Annotated in this window: 21 protein-coding genes and 1 pseudogene; 2 read left to right on the top strand and 20 right to left on the bottom strand. The window is 45.8% G+C overall.

What is annotated here, in order from left to right; translation table 11 throughout:
- Positions 1–25 precede the first annotated feature (25 nt).
- From RJ32_RS07910 to RJ32_RS07885, 6 genes are all read right to left on the bottom strand, one after another.
- Entirely contained in the window at positions 26–1,063 is a 1,038-nt protein-coding gene (locus tag RJ32_RS07910) for a Glu/Leu/Phe/Val dehydrogenase dimerization domain-containing protein (RefSeq protein ID WP_034820994.1), read from the bottom strand.
- A gap of 132 nt (positions 1,064–1,195) precedes the next feature.
- Positions 1,196–2,338, bottom strand: a complete 1,143-nt coding sequence (locus RJ32_RS07905; protein ID WP_034820991.1) for a cupin domain-containing protein — start codon at positions 2,336–2,338, stop codon at positions 1,196–1,198.
- Positions 2,335–3,705 (bottom strand): adenylosuccinate lyase, encoded by a 1,371-nt coding sequence (gene purB / locus RJ32_RS07900; protein ID WP_145914818.1) that lies wholly within the window; start codon positions 3,703–3,705, stop codon positions 2,335–2,337. Before purB ends, RJ32_RS07905 begins: the two co-directional genes overlap by 4 nt.
- 54 nt (positions 3,706–3,759) lie before the next feature.
- Positions 3,760–4,380, bottom strand: a complete 621-nt coding sequence (gene hflD, locus RJ32_RS07895) for a high frequency lysogenization protein HflD (RefSeq protein ID WP_034820985.1) — start codon at positions 4,378–4,380, stop codon at positions 3,760–3,762.
- Complete coding sequence (mnmA, locus tag RJ32_RS07890) at positions 4,377–5,492, bottom strand: tRNA 2-thiouridine(34) synthase MnmA (protein WP_034820983.1); 1,116 nt, start codon at positions 5,490–5,492, stop codon at positions 4,377–4,379. Before mnmA ends, hflD begins: the two co-directional genes overlap by 4 nt.
- An 80-nt stretch (positions 5,493–5,572) precedes the next feature.
- The gene (locus RJ32_RS07885) at positions 5,573–6,148 is read right to left on the bottom strand and encodes a pseudouridine synthase (RefSeq protein WP_034820980.1); all 576 of its coding nucleotides are present in this window, start codon (positions 6,146–6,148) and stop codon (positions 5,573–5,575) included.
- A 106-nt stretch (positions 6,149–6,254) separates the two neighbouring features.
- Here RJ32_RS07885 and RJ32_RS07880 point away from each other — a divergent pair, with 106 nt between their 5' ends.
- Positions 6,255–7,010, top strand: coding sequence for a hypothetical protein (locus RJ32_RS07880; RefSeq protein WP_011234554.1), 756 nt, complete (start codon positions 6,255–6,257; stop codon positions 7,008–7,010).
- Between the two features lie 7 nt (positions 7,011–7,017).
- Positions 7,018–7,863 (top strand): glucosaminidase domain-containing protein, encoded by an 846-nt coding sequence (locus tag RJ32_RS07875; RefSeq protein ID WP_034820977.1) that lies wholly within the window; start codon positions 7,018–7,020, stop codon positions 7,861–7,863.
- Between the two features lie 58 nt (positions 7,864–7,921).
- Here the strand turns inward: RJ32_RS07875 and ttcA are convergent, their stop codons facing one another.
- The 14 genes and pseudogenes from ttcA to RJ32_RS07805 all read right to left on the bottom strand — a co-directional run.
- Complete coding sequence (gene ttcA, locus RJ32_RS07870; RefSeq protein WP_034820974.1) at positions 7,922–8,824, bottom strand: tRNA 2-thiocytidine(32) synthetase TtcA; 903 nt, start codon at positions 8,822–8,824, stop codon at positions 7,922–7,924.
- A 66-nt stretch (positions 8,825–8,890) separates the two neighbouring features.
- A complete protein-coding gene (uspE, locus tag RJ32_RS07865; RefSeq protein WP_034820971.1) occupies positions 8,891–9,817 on the bottom strand; it encodes a universal stress protein UspE in 927 nt (308 codons plus the stop codon).
- 68 nt (positions 9,818–9,885) lie between these two features.
- Positions 9,886–10,554, bottom strand: a complete 669-nt coding sequence (locus tag RJ32_RS07860) for a sulfite exporter TauE/SafE family protein (RefSeq protein ID WP_235598930.1) — start codon at positions 10,552–10,554, stop codon at positions 9,886–9,888.
- Complete coding sequence (gene ccoS / locus RJ32_RS07855) at positions 10,526–10,711, bottom strand: cbb3-type cytochrome oxidase assembly protein CcoS (protein WP_034820965.1); 186 nt, start codon at positions 10,709–10,711, stop codon at positions 10,526–10,528. Before ccoS ends, RJ32_RS07860 begins: the two co-directional genes overlap by 29 nt.
- Entirely contained in the window at positions 10,708–13,086 is a 2,379-nt protein-coding gene (locus RJ32_RS07850; protein ID WP_034820961.1) for a heavy metal translocating P-type ATPase metal-binding domain-containing protein, read from the bottom strand. The genes ccoS and RJ32_RS07850 overlap by 4 nt, the downstream gene beginning before the upstream one ends.
- Before the next feature lie 4 nt (positions 13,087–13,090).
- Positions 13,091–13,588 (bottom strand): FixH family protein, encoded by a 498-nt coding sequence (locus tag RJ32_RS07845; protein WP_034820958.1) that lies wholly within the window; start codon positions 13,586–13,588, stop codon positions 13,091–13,093.
- A 53-nt stretch (positions 13,589–13,641) separates the two neighbouring features.
- Positions 13,642–14,595, bottom strand: a complete 954-nt coding sequence (gene ccoP / locus RJ32_RS07840; protein ID WP_034820955.1) for a cytochrome-c oxidase, cbb3-type subunit III — start codon at positions 14,593–14,595, stop codon at positions 13,642–13,644.
- Complete coding sequence (locus RJ32_RS07835) at positions 14,588–14,770, bottom strand: cbb3-type cytochrome c oxidase subunit 3 (RefSeq protein ID WP_011234545.1); 183 nt, start codon at positions 14,768–14,770, stop codon at positions 14,588–14,590. Before RJ32_RS07835 ends, ccoP begins: the two co-directional genes overlap by 8 nt.
- On the bottom strand, positions 14,770–15,390 hold the full coding sequence (gene ccoO, locus RJ32_RS07830) for a cytochrome-c oxidase, cbb3-type subunit II (protein WP_034820952.1): 621 nt from the start codon (positions 15,388–15,390) through the stop codon (positions 14,770–14,772). The genes RJ32_RS07835 and ccoO overlap by 1 nt, the downstream gene beginning before the upstream one ends.
- Positions 15,391–15,401: 11 nt before the next feature.
- Positions 15,402–16,838, bottom strand: a complete 1,437-nt coding sequence (gene ccoN / locus RJ32_RS07825) for a cytochrome-c oxidase, cbb3-type subunit I (protein WP_034820948.1) — start codon at positions 16,836–16,838, stop codon at positions 15,402–15,404.
- Between the two features lie 142 nt (positions 16,839–16,980).
- The gene (locus RJ32_RS07820; RefSeq protein ID WP_034820945.1) at positions 16,981–18,621 is read right to left on the bottom strand and encodes a methyl-accepting chemotaxis protein; all 1,641 of its coding nucleotides are present in this window, start codon (positions 18,619–18,621) and stop codon (positions 16,981–16,983) included.
- A gap of 99 nt (positions 18,622–18,720) precedes the next feature.
- Positions 18,721–21,845: pseudogene (locus tag RJ32_RS15520) on the bottom strand (efflux RND transporter permease subunit).
- Positions 21,838–22,848 carry an efflux RND transporter periplasmic adaptor subunit gene (locus RJ32_RS07810; protein WP_268766514.1) on the bottom strand — a complete coding sequence of 337 codons (1,011 nt, stop codon included), beginning with the start codon at positions 22,846–22,848 and terminating at the stop codon, positions 21,838–21,840. The pseudogene RJ32_RS15520 and the gene RJ32_RS07810 overlap by 8 nt, the downstream one beginning before the upstream one ends.
- 51 nt (positions 22,849–22,899) lie before the next feature.
- A partial coding sequence (locus RJ32_RS07805; protein WP_034820942.1) for an ATP-binding protein occupies positions 22,900–23,183 on the bottom strand: 284 nt, incomplete at its 5' end.

The following is a 23,183-nucleotide window of genomic DNA, read 5'->3' as shown; positions in this document are numbered from 1 at the left end:
TCAGGCTTTTTATTTGCAGTGACGTTTACTGCTTACCTTTGGCGATAATTTCGCGAGCCATCTCATCAGCGACTGTTCCGGTAGCGCGGTCTTCGTCCTGTGCCCGGGCAAAAAGCTGATCTAAGGTATCGTATATACCGCGCACACGTTTTTCTGTTTCTTCCACAGTAAAGTTGGCGGCTTCTGAACAAATATGAATAACGCCACCGGCATTAATCACGTAGTCCGGAGCATATAAAATACCCATATCTTTAACGGCTTTATCATGCTTAGGGTTAGCTAACTGGTTATTCGCGCTGCCGGCAATAATTTTGACTTTAAGTTGCTTCAAAGTCTCGTCATTGATAGTGGCACCTAATGCGCATGGTGCGTACACGTCAGCGTCTACACCATAAATTTCATCAAGACCAACAGCTTTCGCGCCCAGTTCTTTAACGGCACGCTCAATGGCTTCTTCGTTAATATCGGTAACAATCAGTTCAGCACCGTCTTCTGCGCAATACTTGGCGAAATCGTAGCCAACAGCACCCAGACCCTGAATGGCAATTTTAACACCTTTAAGATCTTCGCTACCTAATTTGTGTTTTGCTGCCGCTTTAAGACCAAGGTAAGTACCCAGTGCTGTATGAGGTGAAGGGTCGCCGGCTTTATCTGCCGTGCCTGCAACGTAGCTGGTCTCTTTTGCGACCATACCGATGTCTTCAGTACGAATGTTGACGTCTTCAGCGGTAATGTAACGACCACTTAAAGACTCGATGAAGCGACCATAAGCGCGGAAGAGTTCTTCGCTTTTGATCTTTTTCGCGTCGCCGATGATAACCGCTTTACCGCCACCTAAAGGCAGACCTGCCATTGCACTTTTATAAGTCATACCACGAGACAAACGCAGTACATCGGTGACCGCTTCGGCAGAAGAAGCGTAATTCCATAAACGAGTACCACCAAGGCTTGGACCTAGAGTTGTATCGTGGATGGCAATAATGGCTTTTAAGCCTGATTCCTGATCATGACAAAACACCACTTGCTCGTGGTGATCAAATTCGGGATGCTCGTATAGAGACATGAGTTTCACTTCCTCATTGCTTCAAAAATTGCGCGAACATTACCATTTAGATAAGGCTCGCGCAACTTTAAGATGTGAATAAATTTAGGTATTTAAACGGGCGTTTATCAACTCTTGTTTACACAGAATCACTCAGGATTCGTCAATGTATAAGTAGATGATTCCCTGGTTAATTGTTTCGGCAATTAGCTCGCACCCGGCAACAGGTTTTGCCAATTTAGCTAATTCTTCAGTAGCCTCAGAACCTTGCAGTTGCGCCAGCCATTCCGCGGTAGGTAAAGCCTCTTGTATAACGTGAAAGGCTTCGCCATTACTGTAAAACTGCGTGTCGCTGAGTTTTAAGAAACGTGCGCCCGAGGTCTTTTCTATAAATGCATTTTGCTGCGCGAGCAGAGTCGGAATTTGCTCAGCGGTGGTCGGCAGCTCTGGCTCGGGAAGAGGGCGTTTAGACTGGGAGATGATTTTTGCTAATAATACGTCGGTTTCATCGCTTTCTAAAGCGTCTTTTAAAAACTGCTTTAATGCACTTAGCTGCGTTTTTTCAATAACCCATGAAACGTCTTCGCTGCTTAGAGCCGGGTCTTGATAGCGCTCCTGCAATGACTCCTGTTGCATCGCAATATCACCTAACTGCAGCAGTAGCTCGGCTTTCGATGGAGCACGAAAACCAACAGAGTAGTTTAAAGACGGTTCCAGCGAGATACCGTCATGAGGACAGCCAGCTGGAATATACAAAACGTCACCGGCAGTCAGGTGTTCATCAATAACAGCGTTGAATTCACCTTTTATCTGGCATAGGTCTTCCGCGGGCTGATACTCCTGCATGGCTTGTCGTTCACCCACCCGCCAATGTCGGGAGCCTGCGCCCTGAATAATAAAAACATCGTACTGATCCAGGTGAGGACCGACACCGCCGTTTTCGCAGGAAAAACTGACCATTACGTCATCAATGCGCCAGTCGGGCAAAAAGCGGAAAGGGGTTATCAATTCACCTACGTCTGGTAGCCATTCGTTTACTGACTGCACCAGCAAAGTCCAGTCAGTTTCTCCGAACTTTTCGTAGTCCTCAAATGGGCCATGAGTCACTAGCCAACCCGATTCCGTGTCTGCCTTTGACTCAATAACTCGCGAGTCAGCGCCTTCTTCCATCGCCAGTCCAGCCAGAATTTCAGGGCTGACAGGGTCGGTAAAATCGGCAAAGCCCTGTCGAATAAGATAAGGCTTTTTCTGCCAGTAGTTCGTTAAAAAATCGTCTTTATCAAACACTAATTTCATAGGAGATCATCAACAAACTGAGTGGCGCGGCCAATATAATTTGCCGGAGTCAGTGCTTTCATTTCGTCTTTAGCGGCATCGGGCACGTCTAAAGAGTCAATAAATTTCGCCAGATCATCGCTGGTAATGCGCTTACCACGAGTTAGGGTCTTTAGCTTCTCGTATGGCTTTTCAACACCGTAGCGGCGCATAACGGTTTGTACTGGTTCAGCCATCAGCTCCCAGTTTTCATCCAGCTCAGCCGCTAAACGGGCTTCGTTAACTTCCAGTTTACTCAAACCTTTTAAGGTAGCCTGGAATGCGATAACAGTATGGGCAACACCCACGCCTAAATTACGTAAAACGGTTGAGTCAGTCAGGTCGCGCTGCCAGCGGGAAATAGGGAGTTTCTGAGCTAAATGCTGCATAACAGCGTTTGCAATACCCAGGTTACCTTCGGAGTTTTCAAAGTCGATAGGGTTTACTTTATGAGGCATGGTTGATGAGCCAACTTCGCCTTCAACAGTACGCTGTTTAAAGTGGTTCAATGCAATATAGCCCCATACGTCACGATCAAAATCAATGAGTACGGTATTAAAACGAGCTAATGCATCAAAATATTCAGCAACATAGTCATGCGGCTCAATTTGCGTTGTGTAAGCGTTCCAGCTCAAGCCTAATGAAGTAACAAATTGCTCTGAAATGTGGTGCCAGTCCACATTAGGGTAGGCGGCCAGGTGTGCGTTGTAGTTACCGACAGCACCGTTAATTTTACCCATAACGTCTACAGCTTTAAGCTGTGCCAGCTGACGCTGTAAACGCACGGCAACGTTTGCAAATTCTTTGCCCATTGTGGTTGGCGTTGCCGGTTGCCCGTGTGTACGAGCCATCATAGGAACGGCTTTGTGTTCTTTCGCCAGTTCTTTAACCCGGTCGACCAACTCCTGCATCATAGGCAGTAATACTTCATCGCGAGCCGTGTTCAGCATTAAACCATGAGAAAGGTTATTAATGTCTTCGGACGTACAGGCAAAGTGGATGAACTCGGAAACTTTATTCAGCTCTTCGTTATCTGCCACTTTCTCTTTCAGAAAGTACTCAACCGCTTTCACGTCGTGGTTGGTGGTACGTTCAATAGTTTTTATGCGCTCAGCATCGTCTACCGAGAAATTCTCAACAATGGAGTTCAGTATCTGTGTTGCTTCTTTACTCAGCGCAGGTACTTCTTTAATACCGTCAACGTCGGCTAATAATTGCAACCAACGAACCTCAACAGTCACTCGAAATTTAATCAGTCCGTACTCACTGAAAATAGGGCGTAACATTTCTGCTTTTGAGGCGTATCGTCCGTCAACAGGTGACACCGCCGTCAAGGAGGAAAAGGGCAACATAAACTGGCTCTCCGAGGGTTAATTAAATCGTTAATTGTTACTTGTTACTGGTTATGCGACATGCAGCAGTTGCTGCGCTGTATCTAACATTTTCTTTCTAGAAAACACGAAATGACGACGCTTGCCGCCTACTTGCTGCCAAAGCACGGCACTGCGAATGCCAGCCAGCAGCAGGGTTCTAATATGGTGTTGGTTTGAGTCCCGTTTTAAAAACTCCGGGTTACCATTAATGCGAATAGGTTGTCCTAAAGGACTTATCAGTTCGCGATAAATTCCTGCCAGACTTTGCTGGATGCGGTAGTTTTCAAACTCAAACTCTTCTTTCTGGCGTTTTACCTGGGTAATACGCTCGCCCAGTAAATTGAGTGTTTCTGGTTGTTTTAATAGCCTTCTGGACAAGTGAATGAGGCCTATCAGATAGCGGGTAACCTCAATGTCCTTATTTTTATTGCTGCCGGCTTGGCGAATAAACGCCTGAATGCCGGGTTTAAGGTTGTCCAGTCCGCCGTAAATATCTTCGATATTATCCGGGTTTTGCTGCAGAAGGCTGTGCACTAATGTATTGCTAATAGATTCTGGGTAAAGCTCTCCGCTGCGAGCCAGCTTTTGCACAGCCATAGCACTTAACGACATGCCAGCTAAGGCAATAACCCGTTGCTGCCATTCGTTCATAGCTTAACCTCAAAGTCGGTAATGCGCTGCTCTATTATGCCACCGCCTAAACAAACATCATCGCTGTAGAATACCGCAGACTGTCCCGGAGTAACCGCTGCAACCGGTTCTTTAAATTGAACCTGAAAGTCACCATTACTAAGCGGCGTAACCCGGCATGGAATATCCTGCTGGCGGTAGCGCGTTTTCACCGTGCAATCGAAAGCCTCCGAGGGGGCGCTTCGACTAACCCAATGCAGTTGTCCGGCAATAAGACCCTGAGAGTATAGACGCGGATGGTCTTTCCCCTGCGCCACAATTAAGACATTACGTTCGACATCTTTGTCGACAACATACCAGGGTTCGCCGGAAGTATCTGCCATGCCACCTATATGCAGACCTTTGCGCTGACCCAGCGTGTGGTACATCAGGCCTTCGTGTTCGCCTAAGGCTTCCCCCTCAACGGACTCAATAGGGCCCGGTTTGGCAGGAAGATACTGCTGCAAGAAGTCTTTAAATTTGCGCTCGCCAATAAAGCAAATGCCGGTTGAGTCTTTTTTATCGGCCGTTACCAGGCCTTGCTCTTCAGCAATTCGACGAACTTCCGGTTTCTCCAGTTCTCCGACCGGGAACAGAGTCTGTGCAATGTGTTCATGGCTCAAGGTATACAGAAAGTAGCTTTGATCTTTATTACTGTCTAAGCCACGCAGCATTTCCCATTTGCCATCACGTTGCTCGCGACGGACATAGTGTCCGGTCGCAATATAATCGGCATCTAATGCTTCAGCGGCAAACTCGAGAAAGGCCTTAAATTTAATTTCTTTGTTGCACATAATATCGGGGTTAGGCGTGCGACCCGCCTTGTATTCTTCCAGAAAATATTCGAATACATTGTCCCAATATTCTGCAGCGAAATTGATTGTGTGCAGCTCAATACCCAGTGTTTCACAGACTTTTTCAGCGTCAGCTAAGTCGTCGGAAGCAGCGCAGTATTCATCAGTATCGTCTTCTTCCCAGTTCTTCATAAACAGGCCTTCTACCTGGTAGCCCTGTTGCATAAGAAGGTAAGCTGAAACGGAGGAGTCGACGCCCCCGGACATTCCGACAATGACTTTTTTACTGGCATTTGACATAGGTTAACCCTAACTGACTATAGCTCCTGAATTGGCTGCGCATTCTATCATTTTAGCGCGCACGAGGGTAGCTCAGGAAGTTACCAAACTGGTGGCTCTGAACGCCATTCGCCGGGCTGCATTGTTTTTAACTGAAAAGGACCCACAGCGGCCCGTATCAGGCGAAGGGTAGGTAACCCAACATGCGCTGTCATACGGCGAACCTGGCGGTTTTTGCCTTCGCGAATTTTAAGGCAAAGCCAGCTGTCAGGAACGCTTTTTCGCTCGCGAACGGGAGGGTTTCGTGGCCATAAGTTCATTGGTTCAGGCATAACGAAGGCTTCAGCAGGGCGGGTCATTCCGTCGTTTAACTCGACACCCTTTCTTAATTGTTCTAACTGCTCTTCGCTTGGGTCACCTTCTACCTGCACCCAATAGGTCTTCCACACTTTGTACTTAGGATTAGCAAGGCGAGCCTGGTAAACTCCGTCGTTGGTTAGCAACAACAACCCTTCGCTGTCTTTATCAAGACGTCCAGCGGGGTAAACGTCGTTATGGGGAATGAACGGCTTTAAAGTCTGGTCGCCTTCTTCTCCGGTAAACTGAGATAAAACGCCGTAAGGCTTGTTCAGTAAAACCAACTTGGGGTTTGCCGGTCGTTTTGTCTGCGATTTCATGACTGCCTCAGATTGTTCTGTCGATTTAAATTGGATCGTACCAGAGGATACTCTAGTATATCGGGCGCTAGTTTATCTTACTGATCAAAAAAGTGTGGGAATTTCTGTGGATGATAACAAAGTAATAATTGGTGGTTCATTAGTTGAATCGCTTAAAGGAAACTATCAGCTGTCGTTGCGGCAAATTTTTGAGCAGGCATTTAACATTACCAAATCAAATTTGACCCCGCTAATTGGTGGTTTTTTGGTTTTACTGGCTACTGCATTTCTGATGGTACAGGCTCTGATGAATGTCTTCTCAGTTGAAGAGATTATGGGGTCAATAAAAATTCAATATATCTCCAATATCCTTGGCTCCGTTTTAATAGCTCCATTGTTGGGCGGACTGATATTAATGGGTATAAAGCATAGTGTCGGCATTAAAACCAAAGTGGGAGATGTCTTTAATGGTTTTAATGTAATGATGCCCTTAATTGCTGTAGCGCTTGTAAGTACAACTTTAAAACTAGTAGCGGGTCAATTACTTGGTTTGATTCACCCGAATTTTATGATAATTGCTCAGCTTTATGTTACCGCTATTTTAGTCTTAGCAATGCCGCTGGTGATCGAGCGAGGAGTTGGCCCGTTAAACGCTTTATACTATTCAATAAAAATTATCCATTTCAAGCTGCCTAAATTTATTTTGTTATTTTTGGTTATGTTCGGTTTACTGCTGTTGGCTTTTATTCCTCTTGGATTAGGTCTTATTTGGGTGTTACCGATGATTTGTAACCTTATTGGAGTGGTCTATAGAGAAGTCATTGGCGTAACAGTTATTGAGAAACCCAAAAAAGACAGTTCGTCTGAAAATATTTCAGCCTGAGGAATACATGCGATTATTAACCATACTACTATTTATTGTACTGAGCGTAGCGGCATTACTGTTACCGTGGCTTATTAAAGAAACTGAAATAGAAACTCCGGAGCAATCGGTTACAGCTCATTTACCGGCCATTCCTGACGTGCCTGTGCATAGAGATTTACCTGACTTTATGTCGATGACCGATGTTACGGAAAAGAAAGAAGAGTTTTTTCGCTTTTTACTGCCTATGGTAGAAGCTGAAAATATACGTATATTGCATGACAGGGCTTACCTTAAAGCAACTTACGAGCGTTTTAAAAACAATGAGTTAACTGAGGCTGATAAAAAACAGCTAGCGGACTGGATTGAGTATTACCGTCTGGAAGACGACATTGCAATTGATGAAAATTTATTTGGCTTGCTAAAACGCCGCATCGATATTATTCCGGAAATGATGGTACTTGTTCAGGCTGCAAATGAATCGGGCTGGGGAACGTCCAGGTTTTCACGTAAAGGCCTGAACTTATTTGGTCAATGGTGTTATTCCAAAGGCTGCGGCTTAATTCCAACTGGCAGAGATGAAGATGGACGCCATGAAGTTGCGCAATTTGATTCGGTCAACGCTTCAGTAAAAAGTTACATGCGTAATATTAACACTCATGGTGCTTATCTGGATTTACGTTTGCTGCGAGAACAAAAACGCTTAGATAACGAAGACATACTGGCGAGAGATTTAATTACGGGTTTATCAAGTTACTCTGAGCGAGGAGAAGACTATATTGATGAATTGCGTGCGATGATTCGTATCAATCGACCCATTGTGAGAAAAGTCAGCGAAGAATTGAAAACGCCGGAAGTTCCGCAACCAGAGTAGGGGTTAAGCAGGAATAACATAAGAGAGGCTCAATTCAGAGCCTCTTTTAATATCTGGTTTAGGCTAAGTGTTTTATTGGAATATTGCTGGCAAAAACGGGACTCTCTTCAGTTTCAAAATTTGAAGTAAAGCTTTCTGTGTCAAAGGCTTTATCGCCATTTTCATCAGCAACGCCGTCTGCGGTAACGGCCTTAAAATCAAACAGGTTACTGTCGGCTAAATGTGAGGGTACAACGTTTTGCATTGCCGTAAATAAGCTTTCAATTCTGCCCGGAAACTGTTTGTCCCACCCATTAAGCATTTGTTTTATCTGTTTTCTTTGCAAGTTTTCCTGCGAGCCGCATAAGTTACAGGGAATGATAGGAAACTCCATGGCTTCGGAGTATTGCTCTATATCTTTTTCGCGGGCATAAGCCAAAGGACGAATAACAACATGCTCGCCGTTGTCGCTGGCTAATTTGGGTGGCATAGATTTTAACTTGCCACCGTGAAACATATTCAGAAAAAGGGTTTCAATCATGTCATCGCGATGATGGCCCAGAGCGATTTTAGTCGCTTTTAGCTCTTTCGCTGTGCGATACAAAATGCCTCGTCTAAGACGGGAGCATAAAGAACAAGTGGTTTTTCCTTCGGGGATTTTATCTTTAACGATGCTGTAGGTGTCTTCTTCAACAATGTTGTAGTCAACACCAAGCTTTTCCAGATAGCCGGGAAGTACATGCTCAGGAAACCCGGGCTGTTTTTGATCCAGGTTGACCGCAACCAGAGAAAAGCGAACAGGAGCAACTTTTTGCAGATAGAGAAGAGTGTCCAGCAAAGTGTAACTGTCTTTACCGCCTGACAGACACACCATAATATGATCGCCGTCTTCAATCATTCCGAAATCTTGTATGGCTTTTCCCGCATCGCGGCGAATACGTTTCTGTAGCTTATTGAAACTGTATTTATTTTCACTGGCCATAGTGGCTCCTGCAACCTATGTCATCTGTAAGTTCTAAGGAGCCGGATTATACCTGAGGCATTAAACTCAAGCGAGGGGACTGACAAAGTCTTCTGGTTTAATTGCCAGCACGTCACAATTTAACTGGTCCAGTACGTGTTCAGCTGTGTTACCTAGTAACGCAGCGCTTAACCCTGTGCGGCCAATAGTCCCTAACACCACCAGTTCAGCATCTAATTGTTTTGCCGCCTCGGGAATAACCTGTTCCGGCAAACCTTGCGACAGATGCTGGTAATGGCTGGAAATGCCGTAATCGCGTCCCAGCGCAGCCATACGGTTCACGTGGTGTTGCTCGAGGGCATCGCTGTATTCGCTGACATCAAATTCAGGAATTTCCACCGCTACATTAACCGGAGCACTGGGGTAAGCGTTGACCAGGTGCACACTTGCGTTCAGTACTTTGCTCATGGACTGCGCGTGTTCAATAATGCGTCTATTTAACTGCTGGTGATGTTCTTCTTCAGAACCGGTATGAACGGCAGCAATGATCTGCCCATGACTTGGCCACTCATGTTCTTTAACCAGCAAAACCGGGCAGGGGGCTTTTCGCAGCAGGTGCCAATCGGTTGGTGTAAAAATTAAGTTCTGGAAACTGGCACTGACCTGAGTGCCTTTTATAATAAGGTCGTGTTTGTGCTTTATCGCTTCTTTGATAATGGCTTCAAAAGGTCGGTTATGCCAGACCACATCAATATCAATGCGAACCGCATCTGTATCAAATTCACTCAATACGTCGGTTAACCAGGCTCTTCTGTCCGCTATAAGGTTTGAACGCATAACGTCGCGTTCCTCGCTGGAAAGCATGGTTGTCATTTCGTAAGAAAAGTCATAAATAGACAAAAACAGCGTTAATCTGGCATCGCTCAACCGAGCCATATGTAAAGCACGTTTCAATGCTTTGTGCTGCTCATCGGCAGCGTCTATAACAACTAGAACATGACGGAATGCGTCCATACTGACCTCGTAATTAATCTATATTCACTCTTAAGATTAGACGAAAGCAGAACGCTTTGCAGGCTTTATTAGAAAAAAGGTTTGATTAGGGTCAACATGCTCCATAAAGCATAAATTATGAGCAAAACACCCATGGCTGTACGTACCCCCTGGGCACGTAAAAAGCGATGCAGAAACTGGCTGAAATGCCCTGCAGCTACCATGGCGGGCAAAGTCCCCAAACCAAACGCCGCCATGGTTAAGGCACCACCGCTGGCTGAACCACTTAAAGCCGCCCAGCTGAGAGCACTATAAACCATTCCGCAAGGCAACCAACCCCATAAAGCCCCGGCAAAGAAGGTGGCAAAAATACCCGGCTTGTTTCTGAGTTTTGCGGCCAGAGGCTGTATTTTCTGCCAAATTGGGCGGGCTGACTTTTCCAGGTACACGAGTCCTGAAAACCATCCGGTAAAATACAGTCCAAGCAAGAGGAGAAAAGCCACCGCTAACCAGCGAAGAATGATTGTTGTATAACCGCCTTCCGGAGCAAACAAGCCGATAGCTCCGCCGACCAAAGCTCCAATAAGCATGTAGGAGCACACCCGGCCTAAGTTATACAGCCAGACATGGTAAGGGCGGGTATTGATGCCCATGGCGCTGGCAATACCGCCGCACATCATTAAGCAATGCCCGGCGCCGGCAAGCCCCATCAGTAAGGCTGTAACAAGATCAGCGCCTGGGTTTATCGGATTCATCATCAGCTTTATTGGTGTTATCTTCGTCGTCCATCAGAATATTGAGTCCCTGACGTTCGATGTCCTCAAACTGGTCGGAGCGTACCGCCCAGAAAAATACCGCAACAGCAATAATAACGAAAATTATAGCGATGGGGATTAATGCGTAAATTACACTCATTTTCGATACAACCTTAGAGAATTTCCTATTACCAGAAGAGAACTAAGCGACATACCAAGTGCTGCTGCCCAGGGAGCAATCATTCCGATAGCAGCTACAGGTAATACAGAAACATTATACACCAATGCCCAAATGAAATTCTGTTGCATGATCTTGCGTGTTTTAAGTGCACTTTCTATAACAACTTTAATTTGATTCAGAGATTCAGACATTAACACAACGTCCGCTGCGGTTTGTGCTAAGTCGGATGCCTGAGAAAACGTCATTGAAAGGTCAGCTTTTGCCAGAACCGGGCTGTCGTTGATGCCGTCACCGACCATCCAGACCGTATGCCCGGCTTCCTGTTGAGCTGTAACAAAAGCAAGCTTCTCTTCAGGTTTTAAGGCACTGTGATATTCCGGTATATCCAGTTCATGAGCCAGTGACTGAACCCTTGATTCGCTGTCACCGCTTAGGATAATAGGTTGGTAACCGTTACTTTTTAACCAATTAATGGTTTCGGCAGCATCTTCTCTTATTTGGTCTTCAACTCTGAACTCGGCCAAAACGCTTTCTTTACTGGCAATGACCACCTGGTGCTTGTTAAGAGCTTTAAACTCCGGATGCCACTGCCGAATATAACTTTCACTACCCGCACGGTAAAACTTCCCGTCAAATTCGCCTTGTAGGCCAAAACCCATCTCGTTAGTAACGTTCTGAAATGAAGCTGGAGCGTCAGACAGTTGGCTTAACGGAACCGAAAGAGGGTGTTCCGAAAAAAGCTCCAGCCCGCTAACCAATTTATCAACGGTGTTGGAGTCTATGTAATCTTTTCGCTCAACCAGCCGGAACTTGCCCTCAGTTAAGGTGCCGGTTTTATCCAGGCAGACTGTATTCAGGTGTTTAACAGACTCAAGGACATCGGAGCCTTTTAATAAAATGCCATCTCGGTTTAGTCGGTGAATAATGCCGGTTAATGCGGTTGGTGCCGCAAGAGACAAAGCGCAAGGGCAGGTCGCAACCAATACCGCTAAAGTAACCCACAGGGCGTGATCAGGCTGGATCCACCACCAACTGAAATAAGTAATAACCGCAACGGTTAAAATTGCTGCGATAAAATAGCCCGCAATTTTATCGATAACTTGCTGGGCTTTGGGTTTTACCGCTAAAGCAGAGTCCTGCATGGCAATAATGCCGGCTAAAACCGTTTGCTGAGCGGTGGCTGTGACTTTTATTCGTATTGGAGAGTGCTGGTTAATACTGCCGGCAATAACCGCATCTCCAAGTTTTTTTGATCTGGGCAGGCTTTCTCCGGTCAATAAACTTTCGTCAACCTGAGCTTGCTTATTCAATAATTCGCCGTCTGCAGGAATGGTTTCACCGGCTTTTACGCGAATAATGTCACCACTTTCCAGCAATTTAATGGCAACGGATTCATAGCCCTCGGGAGTTTCACGGTTAGCCAGCTTAGGTAGTAAGGTCAGACGGTTAGTGGCAAATTTTAATGCGCGTTCTTTTGCCAGAAGCTCCAGGAAACGACCCGTTAACAAAAAGAAGGTAAACATGGAGATGGATTCGAAGTAAACTTCACCCGTATTGGTTATTGTCGCGTACACACTGGCGCTGTAGGCGCCTAACAGAGCGATACTGACGGGAATATCCATGTTCAAACGCGATGCCTGTAACGCTCTTAGGGCACCTGCGTAAAAAGGTTGTGCGCTATAGAGAATAACCGGGGTCGCAAAAACCAGACTAACGCTCCAGAGAAAGCGTTGTAAATCGGGTGATAAATCGCTGACGACACCGAAATACAGGCCAAAGGCAATCATCATAACCTGCATAGTGGCAATGCCTGCTACGCCTAACCTACGGATATAACTTTTTCGCTGCCGTGCATATTGTTGCTCGGCTTCATTGGGTTGGAATGGCAGAGCCTTGTATCCAATATTGGCTAAGACTCTTAAAATATCGCTTAATTTTAACTTAGCGGGAGACCAGCTAACCTGCACCCGGCGGCTGGTAACATTAACCACAGCTTTTTGTATACCTTCAAGGCGCAACAGTTCACGTTCAATTAGCCACCCACAGGCGCCACAGGTAATGTTCTCTACGGTCAGGGCTGCTAATTCGGTGTCAGCTCCTTCGTGTCTTACAAACTCTTTTTGTAAGTCAAGATTGTCGTAGAGATCTAAATCATTTAATTCTTCGGGAAGAACAGGGGAGTCCTGTAATTGAGATGTGTCTCGGTGTTCGTAATAAGCGTGCAAGTTGTGCTGAATAATGGTTTGTGCCACAGCCTGACACCCAGCACAACAGACCGGTTTTTCAGAACCTTTGTACTCAACAACAAGGTTAACCCCTTTAGGAACTGGCTGCAGGCAATGAAAGCATTCCATTCAATTAAACTCCGTATAATAACGGACGAAGTTTAGTTAATTCAGCTTTGGGTAACTTATACTTTTCGCTTACTTTCCAAACCTCATTAAAAGGCTCTACGGTTATAGTCCAGCTACCATCAATATCTTCAGGAATGTCCGCTCGATAGGTGCCATCTGAAGCAACAGTTAACATACGGGTAAAATCTTTTTCGTCTTGCGTCGCGTGAATAAAAAACACTCGTAGAGCAGACAGTTCTTCCGGCTGGCCAGATGCATATTTAAGAGTAAACAAGCCATTATCAGCGGTAAACTCAAAAGAGATATTTCGGCGTTGTGCTTCCTCCACATGCTCGATAATTGCATTGATGGTTTTGCCGCGTTTGTAGTAGTCATCAACCACCATGGAAACACCGCCCTGAGATACGGACAGGTAAATAATAACGCCACAAACGATCATAACAGTAACGGGGAGGGAAATAAGAAACCATGGCCAGAACTGCTTATACCAGGGTTGAATCATAATGAGACCTCATACAAAAAGCCCCGCCGTAGCGGGGCTGTGTTTACTACATTTTATTCTTCGTTAGACAAGCTGTAGACATAAGCTGAAATAACGTGAATTTTATCTTCACCCAAAATGTTTTTCCACTTGGGCATAACACCGTTACGACCATGCTTCAGAGTTTCTTCAATTTTATTAATTGAACCACCGTAAAGCCAGACGTCATCAGTTAAGTTTGGTGCGCCAAGCTGTTGGTTACCTTTACCATCAGCACCATGGCACGCACTACAAACTGTAAAGTTTTCCTTTCCTGCTTCGACTAAATCGGCATCGCGTTCACGCCCACTCAGGCTGGCAACATAATTGGCAAGCTCAGTAATTTCTTTATCGCTGAATTGCTCTCCAAATGCAGCCATATTACCCTGGCGACCTTCACGCAAAGTGGTTTTTATATCGCTTGGTTCACCACCATATAGCCAGTCGTCGTCTGTCAGGTTAGGGAAGCCTTGACCACCCATCGCGTTCGAGCCATGACACTGCGCACAGTTTTGCAGGAACAAACGTTGACCAACGTCTAAAGCATCTTCATTTTTTGCCAACTCTTCAATTGGCTGCTCTGCAAATGCTTCAAAGATAGGGCCATACTTTTCTTCCGCCGCACGAACGGCACGGTCATACTCAACAATCATCCCTTTTTCATGGGCTTCTTCCATTGCCTGGCGAGACTCTTCTAAGGATTGAACATCCTGATTTGAGCTTTTCCAGTCAAGCAACCCGTTAAAGTTCCCAAGCCCGGGGTATAGAGCCAGGTATATAAAGCCCCATACAAAGCAGGCCCAGAACAAATAGGTCCACCATTTAGGAAGAGGGTTGTTTAATTCTACAATCCCATCGAATTCGTGGTCCATTTCCTGACCTTCTTCGATGTGAGTGTAATTTTTCATGTTCCAGCGCAGTAGCCAAATTAATACCACTAAGGTGGCCAGCGTTAAAACAATTATCCATGCACTCCAGAAGCTACTCATCTTTCTTCGACTCCGGTTTGTCGCTGTTATCTATTGATGACTCGTCCTCAAATATAGAATTAGCCGCATCATCAAATTGTTTTTTTGTACGGCGACTGAACGCCCAGGCCACAATGGCAATAAAAATTGCCAGTATGATCAGGCTGAACACGCCGCGCCAAGTTCCGTAATCCATTACTTATCAGCCTGCTGTAGCGTTGTGCCAAGAGATTGTAAGTAAGCGATAAGCGCCTTCATTTCAGTTTTACCCTGAACGGCCTCTTTTGCACCGGCGATGTCCTCATCTTTGTAAGGAACGCCCAATGTTCGCATAACTTCCATCTTCTTAGCGGTGTATTCACCCGTTAGCTTGTTTTCTGCAAGCCAAGGGAACGCTGGCATATTAGATTCAGGAACCACATTCCGAGGGTTCATCAAGTGAACGTGATGCCATTCATCGCTGTAACGGTCACCCACACGAGCCAGATCAGGACCCGTACGCTTAGAACCCCAAAGATGAGGGAACTCCCAAACGTGCTCACCAGCTAATGAATAGTGTCCGTAACGTTCCGTTTCTGCACGGAATGGACGAATCATCTGGCTGTGGCAGTTGTTACAACCTTCGCGCATATAAATATCGCGACCTTCAAGCTCTAACGCGGTGTATGGCTGCAAACCTTTTATGGGTTCATTGGTCTGGTTTTGAAACAGTAGGGGAGTAATTTCTACTAACCCACCGATAGAAACCGCAATGATCATTAAAATTGACAACCAACCTAAGTTTTTTTCAACAAATTCGTGTTTAAAACGACTCATTATTCTCTCCCTCAGGCAGTTTGTACGACGTTGCCTGCAGCTGTCTCACGACGGCCGGCACGAATTGTCTGATAACAGTTATAAGCCATCAGCAACATACCAATTACAATGAAAACGCCACCGATAAAACGGCCTGTCCAGAATGGATATGATGCCTGAACACTCTCTACGAAACTGTAAGTTAAGGTTCCGTCAGAGTTTGTCGCACGCCACATAAGACCTTGCATCACACCTGAAATCCACATTGAAACGATGTAGAAAACAACGCCGATAGTGTGCAGCCAGAAATGAACGTTCACCAGCTTAATGCTGTGAATTTCTTTCTGGTTAAACAGGCGCGGTACCAGATAGTACATGGAACCGATAGTGATCATAGCAACCCAGCCTAAAGCACCTGAGTGTACGTGACCCACAGTCCAGTCTGTATAGTGAGAAAGTGCGTTCACTGATTTGATTGCCATCATCGGGCCTTCGAAAGTCGACATGCCGTAGAATGACAGAGAAACAATTAAGAAACGCAAAATTGGGTCGGTTCGCAGCTTATGCCATGCACCAGATAACGTCATGATACCGTTAATCATGCCGCCCCATGAAGGTACGAACAGGATAACAGACATGACCATACCGACCGACTGAGTCCAGTCTGGTAACGCGGTATAGTGTAAATGGTGAGGTCCGGCCCAGATGTATAAGGAAATAAGTGCCCAGAAGTGAACAACCGACAAGCGGTAAGAGTAAACAGGGCGCTCAGCTTGCTTCGGTACAAAGTAATACATCATACCCAGGAAACCCGCTGTCAGAAGGAAGCCTACAGCGTTGTGTCCGTACCACCATTGAACCATGGCATCGACAGCACCTGAATAGATTGAATAGGACTTGGTGAACGACACCGGTATAGCGAAGCTATTCACAATATGCAGCATGGCGATAACGATAATGAAACCACCGTAGAACCAGTTAGCCACATAAATGTGTGATGTTTTACGAATAGCCAGTGTGCCGAAGAAGACAATTAAGTAAGCCACCCAGACGACAGTAATTAAAATGTCGATAGGCCACTCAAGTTCAGCGTATTCTTTGGTACTGGTAAGACCCATAGGCAGAGTAATAACGGCTGCCACTATAACGGCCTGCCACCCCCAGAAAGTGAAAGCGGCTAACTTGTCTGAGAACAAGCTCACTCTACACGTTTTCTGAACAACATAGTAAGAAGTGGCAAAAAGAGCGCTGGTACCAAACGCGAAAATAACAGCGTTTGTATGTAGCGGGCGAAGACGGGAGTAGGTTAGCCAGGGAGTATTGAAGTTAAGCTCTGGCCAGACAAGCTGGGCAGCTATCAATACGCCTACAGACATACCGACGATACCCCAAATAATCGTCATGACAGTAAACTGCCGGACGACTTTCATATTATATTCGATCGGTTGTTGTGGAATTGTTTGACTCATCTTTTAAATCCGCAGTGATGTAAGATCAGGAAAAAGGTGACTTTTACCAGACAGACACAATCCATGTAAAAGTGCATTTATTTTACGTCTTGTGAGTTGAAAGGTACAGGGGAGATTACCAGTATCCCCTGTATTTTTAAGGTTATTTTGTCTTAAACCGACTGACAAGTTGACTCAAATCAATACTGTTTTTACTCAGATCGCGACTGACTTCAGCAACGCGTGTATTAGCGTCCTGATTGGCCTGAGAAAGGTCGGAAATGCCAGTGATATTCTCATTCAGATCTTTGGTTACCCGACTCTGCTCGTCGGTCGCCGAGGCAATTTGTATATTCATACTCGATATATTCGCAACGGCTTCCTGAATTTGACTTATCGCTTGCTCAGCTTTCAGGGCCTCCTCGTTTGTAGAGGACGAACGGCGTTCAACATCGCTGATGATCTGGCTCACGTCTTTAATTGCACTCTGGATACTTTCCACAATTGAAGAAATTTCATCCGTTGAATGCTGAGTTCGGGTAGCCAGTGTTCTGACCTCATCGGCGACGACCGCGAATCCACGTCCGGCATCGCCAGCGCGAGCAGCCTCAATGGCGGCATTTAACGCCAGTAAGTTGGTTTGTTCTGCTATTGCAACAATAACGCCGAGTATGTTTCCAATTTTGTCCGAGCCGTCTTGCAACAAGCGCGCTTTTTCGCCGGCTTTACCCAGCTCAGAGGTCAGTGCTTCAATATTATTAACGGATTCTCGTACGATAATAGCTGAGCGCCCAGCTTCTTCGTCTGCCGTATTAGCCGAGTCGGCCGCCTGACGGGCGTGATCAGCAACCTCTGAAGCTGAGGAAGACAATTCAGTAATGGCTGTCGCTACAGAACTTGTTTGCGAACTAAGCTCATCACTTTGACGGCTGCTGGTACCTGACAACTCAGTCAACTGACTTGCAGCTTCGCTCTCATTTCTTGCACTTTCCTGCACACTTTGAACAAGTTGCTGAATTTTGTGGACAAAGGTGTTGAATGATTTTGCAAGTCGGGCAAGCTCATCAGAACCCGATTCATTCAGTCGTCTAGTCAGGTCACCTTCGCCTTCGGCGATATCAAACATAGCACTATTAATGGTTTTTAAAGGGCTGGTGATACTGCGTATGATGACAACAAATAACAAAAGCAGAGGGACGGATAAAACAACGGCTAAACCAGCTAACTTAAAGAACTCCTGCCATAGAATAGCGGTAATATTGTCGCTGTACTGTCCTGTGCCGAGGATAATATTCCATGGTTCAAAAACGCGTATCCGGCTGACTTTCGCGACGAGATTATTTGCGTCACTACCTTTTTGCCAAACGTATTCTACTGTGGCTTCGTTGGCCGAACGTGCTTTGCGAACCATCTCCTGGAAAAGACGAGTTCCTTCAGGATCCTCATAACCCATGACATCCTTACCAACTAACTGTTTAGTAAAAGGATGCTGAACCAGAATTCCATCACGATTAAGTGTAAAAATGTACTCGCTGCCTTCGTATCGAATTCCGTCAAGGCTGGTGTAAGCTTTAGCTTTTGCTTCTTCCTCGGTCAAATTCCCATCCTGATATTGCTGGTGGTAATGACTGACCACACTGTGAGCAGTATCAAGAACGGAATCGAGCTTACGTTTTTCTTCCTTAACCAACAGGTTATTCAGTAAGAACATCATAAAGGCTACCATCAGGGCGGTTCCCAGAGCGGCGATACCCAACAATGATATAAGTCTCTGTGTGATACTTAACTGCTGTACGATTTTCATTAATATTCCTTATTCGACCGTCGGAAAGCTTTCGTAATAGGCTATCGGCAGCTTACAAAATCTTTACAGCAGAAAAGTAGCTTAATGGCACTTATTTTTCTAGGAATTGATCTTCCTCCCTTTAAGTACCAACGCAGATAAAGCTGGTAAGGTAAACACGGTAACTAATGCTGCACCGATTAAGCCAAACATCACAATAGCCCCAACGCCCCGATACAATTCCGTGCCGGCTCCGGGTATAAAAACCAGAGGTGCAATACCGCATAGCGTGGTTAAGGTTGTAATGGTTATGGGGCGAACGCGGGACAGCAAACCTTCCTGAACAGCTTCTTTAATTGAGTAGTTCTCTTTATCACGAAGATAAATAGCTCGCTCAACCACAAGAATAGGGTTGTTAATGACGGTCCCCATAAGAATAAGGAAGCCAAGCATGGTGATCATGTCGAAAGGCTGACTCAGCGGCTGTAGCCCCACCGCGGGTAAAAGCTGGCCAACACCGTTCATAAGAGCTAACCCGGCAATACCTGCACTGATGCCCATTGGTATGGTTGCCATGATCAGTAACGGATAACCCCAGTGCGCAAAAATTGCGACCATCAGCAGGTAAATAATGGCGATGGAAATGACATAGTTTTCACTTAGTGCGGCCTGGGTTTCTGCTAGTTGGTCAGCCGCTCCGGATAACTGAGTCGAAATATCAGCAGCTATAACACCTTGATCCCGTAAGTGCTTTAACACTTCTGAACGAACCATCTCAACACCGGACTCAAGCGCAACAGACTCTGGAGGTATTATATTTAAGGTTACCGTACGTCTACTGTCGACACGTCGCACTGTGCTGGTATCGACAATTTCGCGCACCTCGCTAATTGCATTTAATGCCACTGAGCGGCCGTTGACATTAAGTAATGGCAAGTCATCGAGCATTTCCGGCGTTACTTCCGTACCTTTGTCGCTATACAGGTACATATCAATTTTGTCGTCACCCTGGAAGTACTCACCAACAAAAGCCCCGTCAGTTAGCGCGGAAACGGCATAACCAAAACTGTCCGCATCCAGACCTAATTCACTCATCCGTTCCCAGTCAGGGCGAACCTCTAATAAAGGTTGGGCAAGAGTAAGAGAATTCGGGGTGGATTGAATTCTGGGATCATCGAAAACCTCTTGCGAGCGATCATAAATAGCCCGTGCTGCCGCATAAACTTCGTTGAGTTCTTGTCCGCCGACATCGACATTGATACTACGGGTTCCACCATCGTTACTGCTGATAATAGAACCTTTAGCTGCAAAGGCCCGCATGCCGGGGTAACGCTCGTAAACTTGAGTAATGACTTCCATTAGCTCATCAATCCGGCTTTTGTCGCGGGTTTCAGCAATAATGCGAATATTCGAAGGGGCGACACTTAAACTCATCGTTTTAAGCGCGGGAATAGTGACCCCTGCACGGGTAACTTCAGTATTTTCCGTGGTTAATGCCGGATCGAAAATATCACGTATTTCATCCCCAATCGAAGACATGGTTTGCAAGTTATAGCCGGGTGGGGCGCTCATAGTGGCAAAAGTTTTAGCTTCTTCCCCTTCAGGCAAATATTCCGCGGGTGGCATCAAAAGCCACCAAATTGCCCTACAGCAACAAAGGTCACTCCTACAGTGCTGAGTTTTGATTTTTTAGAGCGTAAAAGCCGACTACTGATAGCTTCAATTCGGTTGGTCAGTTTGTCTGTCACTTTGGTTTTAGCCTGCGCAGGAAAATAAGCGGCGAGTAAAGGCACTAAGGTCACAGAAACAAACATCGAAGCAATAATGGATGCCGAAATGGCAATAGCGATATCGGAGTACAATTGTCCGGCTTCCTGAACAATAAAGAGAATTGGCAGGAAAACCATGACGGTGGTCAGGGTAGAGGTGAGCACCGCGGTCCAGACTCGTTTCACACCTTCAATTGCCGCATCTTTAGGGTTCAGTCCTTTACGTCGTTCAAGTTCAATACTTTCTAACACCACAATGGTGTTGTCCAAAGTCATACCAATGGCAAATGCTATGCCAGCTAATGAAATGACGTTGATGGTTCTGTCCAGTAGCAACAGCCCCAGAAAACCAGCCAGAGTACAAATTGGAATACCGATAACCGCAATTAACGTCGCGCGGCCTGAACGCATCAAACCATACATAACCAGAGTTGCGAACAGAGCGCCTAACAGTAAGTTCACCAGTACATTCTGAACTGAACTTTCGACATAGCGAACATCATCGGAATTTAGCGTAATTTCCATACCGGCCGGGCGCAGCAATTCTTCGTTAATGCGCTCAACTTCGTCCAGCATCGCGTATTTTATATCAATGACATTAGAGCCCAGCTCACGCTGAACCTGAAGGCTCAGTACCTGCTGGCCTTTAAACCAGGACTCACTGTTCAGCTCAAAGTGATTAAAGTCGATATCAGCAACATCTTTTAATCTAACCAGACTGTCACCGGTTCTGCGGATAATGGTGTTTTCTATTTCTTCAAGCGAATCAAAACGACCAACCGTGCGCAGCAGGAATCGGCGTTTGCCTTGTTCCAGTTCTCCGGCCGAGGTATCGCGGTTACGTCCGCTTATTGCGGTTCTGACATCATCAACCGATATGTTGTATTGAATCAGTGCGTCTTTATCCATAAGGATACGAACTTGTCTTTGTGCACCGCCACTAACATTCACTTGCGAGACGCCAGCAACTGAAGACATTCTTGGACGAACGTTGTCTTCAATGTAATCGCGCATCATGATCATGTTGATGTTTTTAGGGTTATCCTCAATTGGGGCAACCCTAAAATACATAAACGCGTTACTGGAAAAAGAAGCGGAGAAAATACGAGGCTCATCTACATTTTCAGGGTAATCCGGTACCTGACTTAACGCATTGTTAACCAGGATTAATGTTTCGGTAACGTCAACTCCGAAAGGAAAGTCCAGTTCTATGCTTGCTTCGCCATTACTGGCACTGCTTTCCATACGTTGTAAGTTAGGGACAGTACGAAGAAACTCTTCCTGCTCAATCAGTATCTCTTTTTCAATGTCTTGCGGCGTGGCCCCTGGCCATTGAGTCTGTACAGAAATAGTTCTGACTTCTAAATCAGGGATCATTTGTACCGGAATGCGCATCGCTGCTGTTATACCCAGTAAACAAAGTATTAAAATGGCAACAATGGTGACATGTTTATGCTTTATTACGGCTTCAATCATAGTCGGCAGACTCCGTAAGCTTTAGTGCCTGACCATCAGTTAAAGCTTCATTACCACGTACTATGACCCTCTCGCCTTCACTTACACCGCTTTCCACCTCGACATAGCCATTGAAGCGTAAGCCGAGCTCAACGGACAGTTCCTTCGCTTGCCATTCACCATTTTCGTTCACCGCTATCCAGACAGAGGTTCTGCCATCACTGTAGCGAACAATCGCATCCTGAGGCACAGAGGCCTGAACCCGTCCGGTGTCTATCTCAAATGAGGCTTCTAATGGAATGCCAACAATCCAGTTATCAGGGTAATCACCCGTCAGCCGAACTTGAAAAGAGCGGTCATTTCCGTCAACAAAGGGCACAATACGACTTAAACGAGCATCAATAGTCGTCTCTTTGTAGCTGAGCGAAGCCTGAGTAGCAGAGTTTATAGAGGAGTAGTAAGACTGCGAAAGAAACACATCTGCATGCTGGTTCTTACTGCCTACTAATTGAAACACGACCTGTTCAGCACTTAACCATTCACCTAAATCCGCAGAGCGACTCGTAATAATACCGTCAAATGGTGCCGTAAGTTGATGATAGTTTTGATTAACTTCAGTTTCGTTTAGCATTGCCTTTGTTTCTGCCAGTTGCGCTCGTGCAACCTGAACCCGGGTACGGGAGCCTCTTAAGTCGCTAGCTGGAACAAAATCGGTCTCAGCTAATTCTTCCAGTTCGCTCAACTGCTGTCTTTCATCGGCAAGACTGGCCTGAGCGCTGTCTACCTGAGCCTGCAAAGACTCTATTGTCGAATTAATTTGACGCGAATCTAAACTGGCAAGTACGTCACCTTTGCTGACTTGGTCTCCAATATCCTTATTCAGGCTCAACAACTTTCCTTCAACAGCAAAACTGAGTTGCGAATTATTCAGAGCGGATAGGGTGGTGGGTACGTCAACGCTATTAATGACTGGCTGTTTTTTGGCTTTAACGTACTCAACCGGGGCCTGAGTGTCAACGGTAATCTAATTTTGACCCACTTAGCGGTAAAGTAAAATTGACCCACCCTTAGCGGTTTACTCATTAATCTGCTGATTCGTTACCGGTACTATTCCAGCCGCTTTTTTCCCTCGTAACCGATAGCTGTTTCCGGCAATCTGCACGATGTGTGCATGATGCAGTAACCGGTCGAGCAGTGCCGCTGTCAGCGTCTGGTCGTCAGCGAAGGCCGTTGACCATTGTGAGAACGGTAAGTTACTGGTAACAATAACGCTGCCGTGCTCATAACGCTTGGCTATGACGTTAAAGAACAGATTCGCTTCTTCACGTCCGAAGGGTAAATAACCGATTTCATCGATGA

Origin of the sequence: Idiomarina sp. 28-8, from assembly GCF_000320945.2 — a bacterium.
In the GTDB taxonomy this organism is placed as follows: Bacteria; Pseudomonadota; Gammaproteobacteria; order Enterobacterales; family Alteromonadaceae; genus Idiomarina; species Idiomarina loihiensis.
The sequence above is the reverse complement of the archived record's forward strand: the minus strand, read 5'-3'. Positions and strand labels throughout refer to the sequence as shown.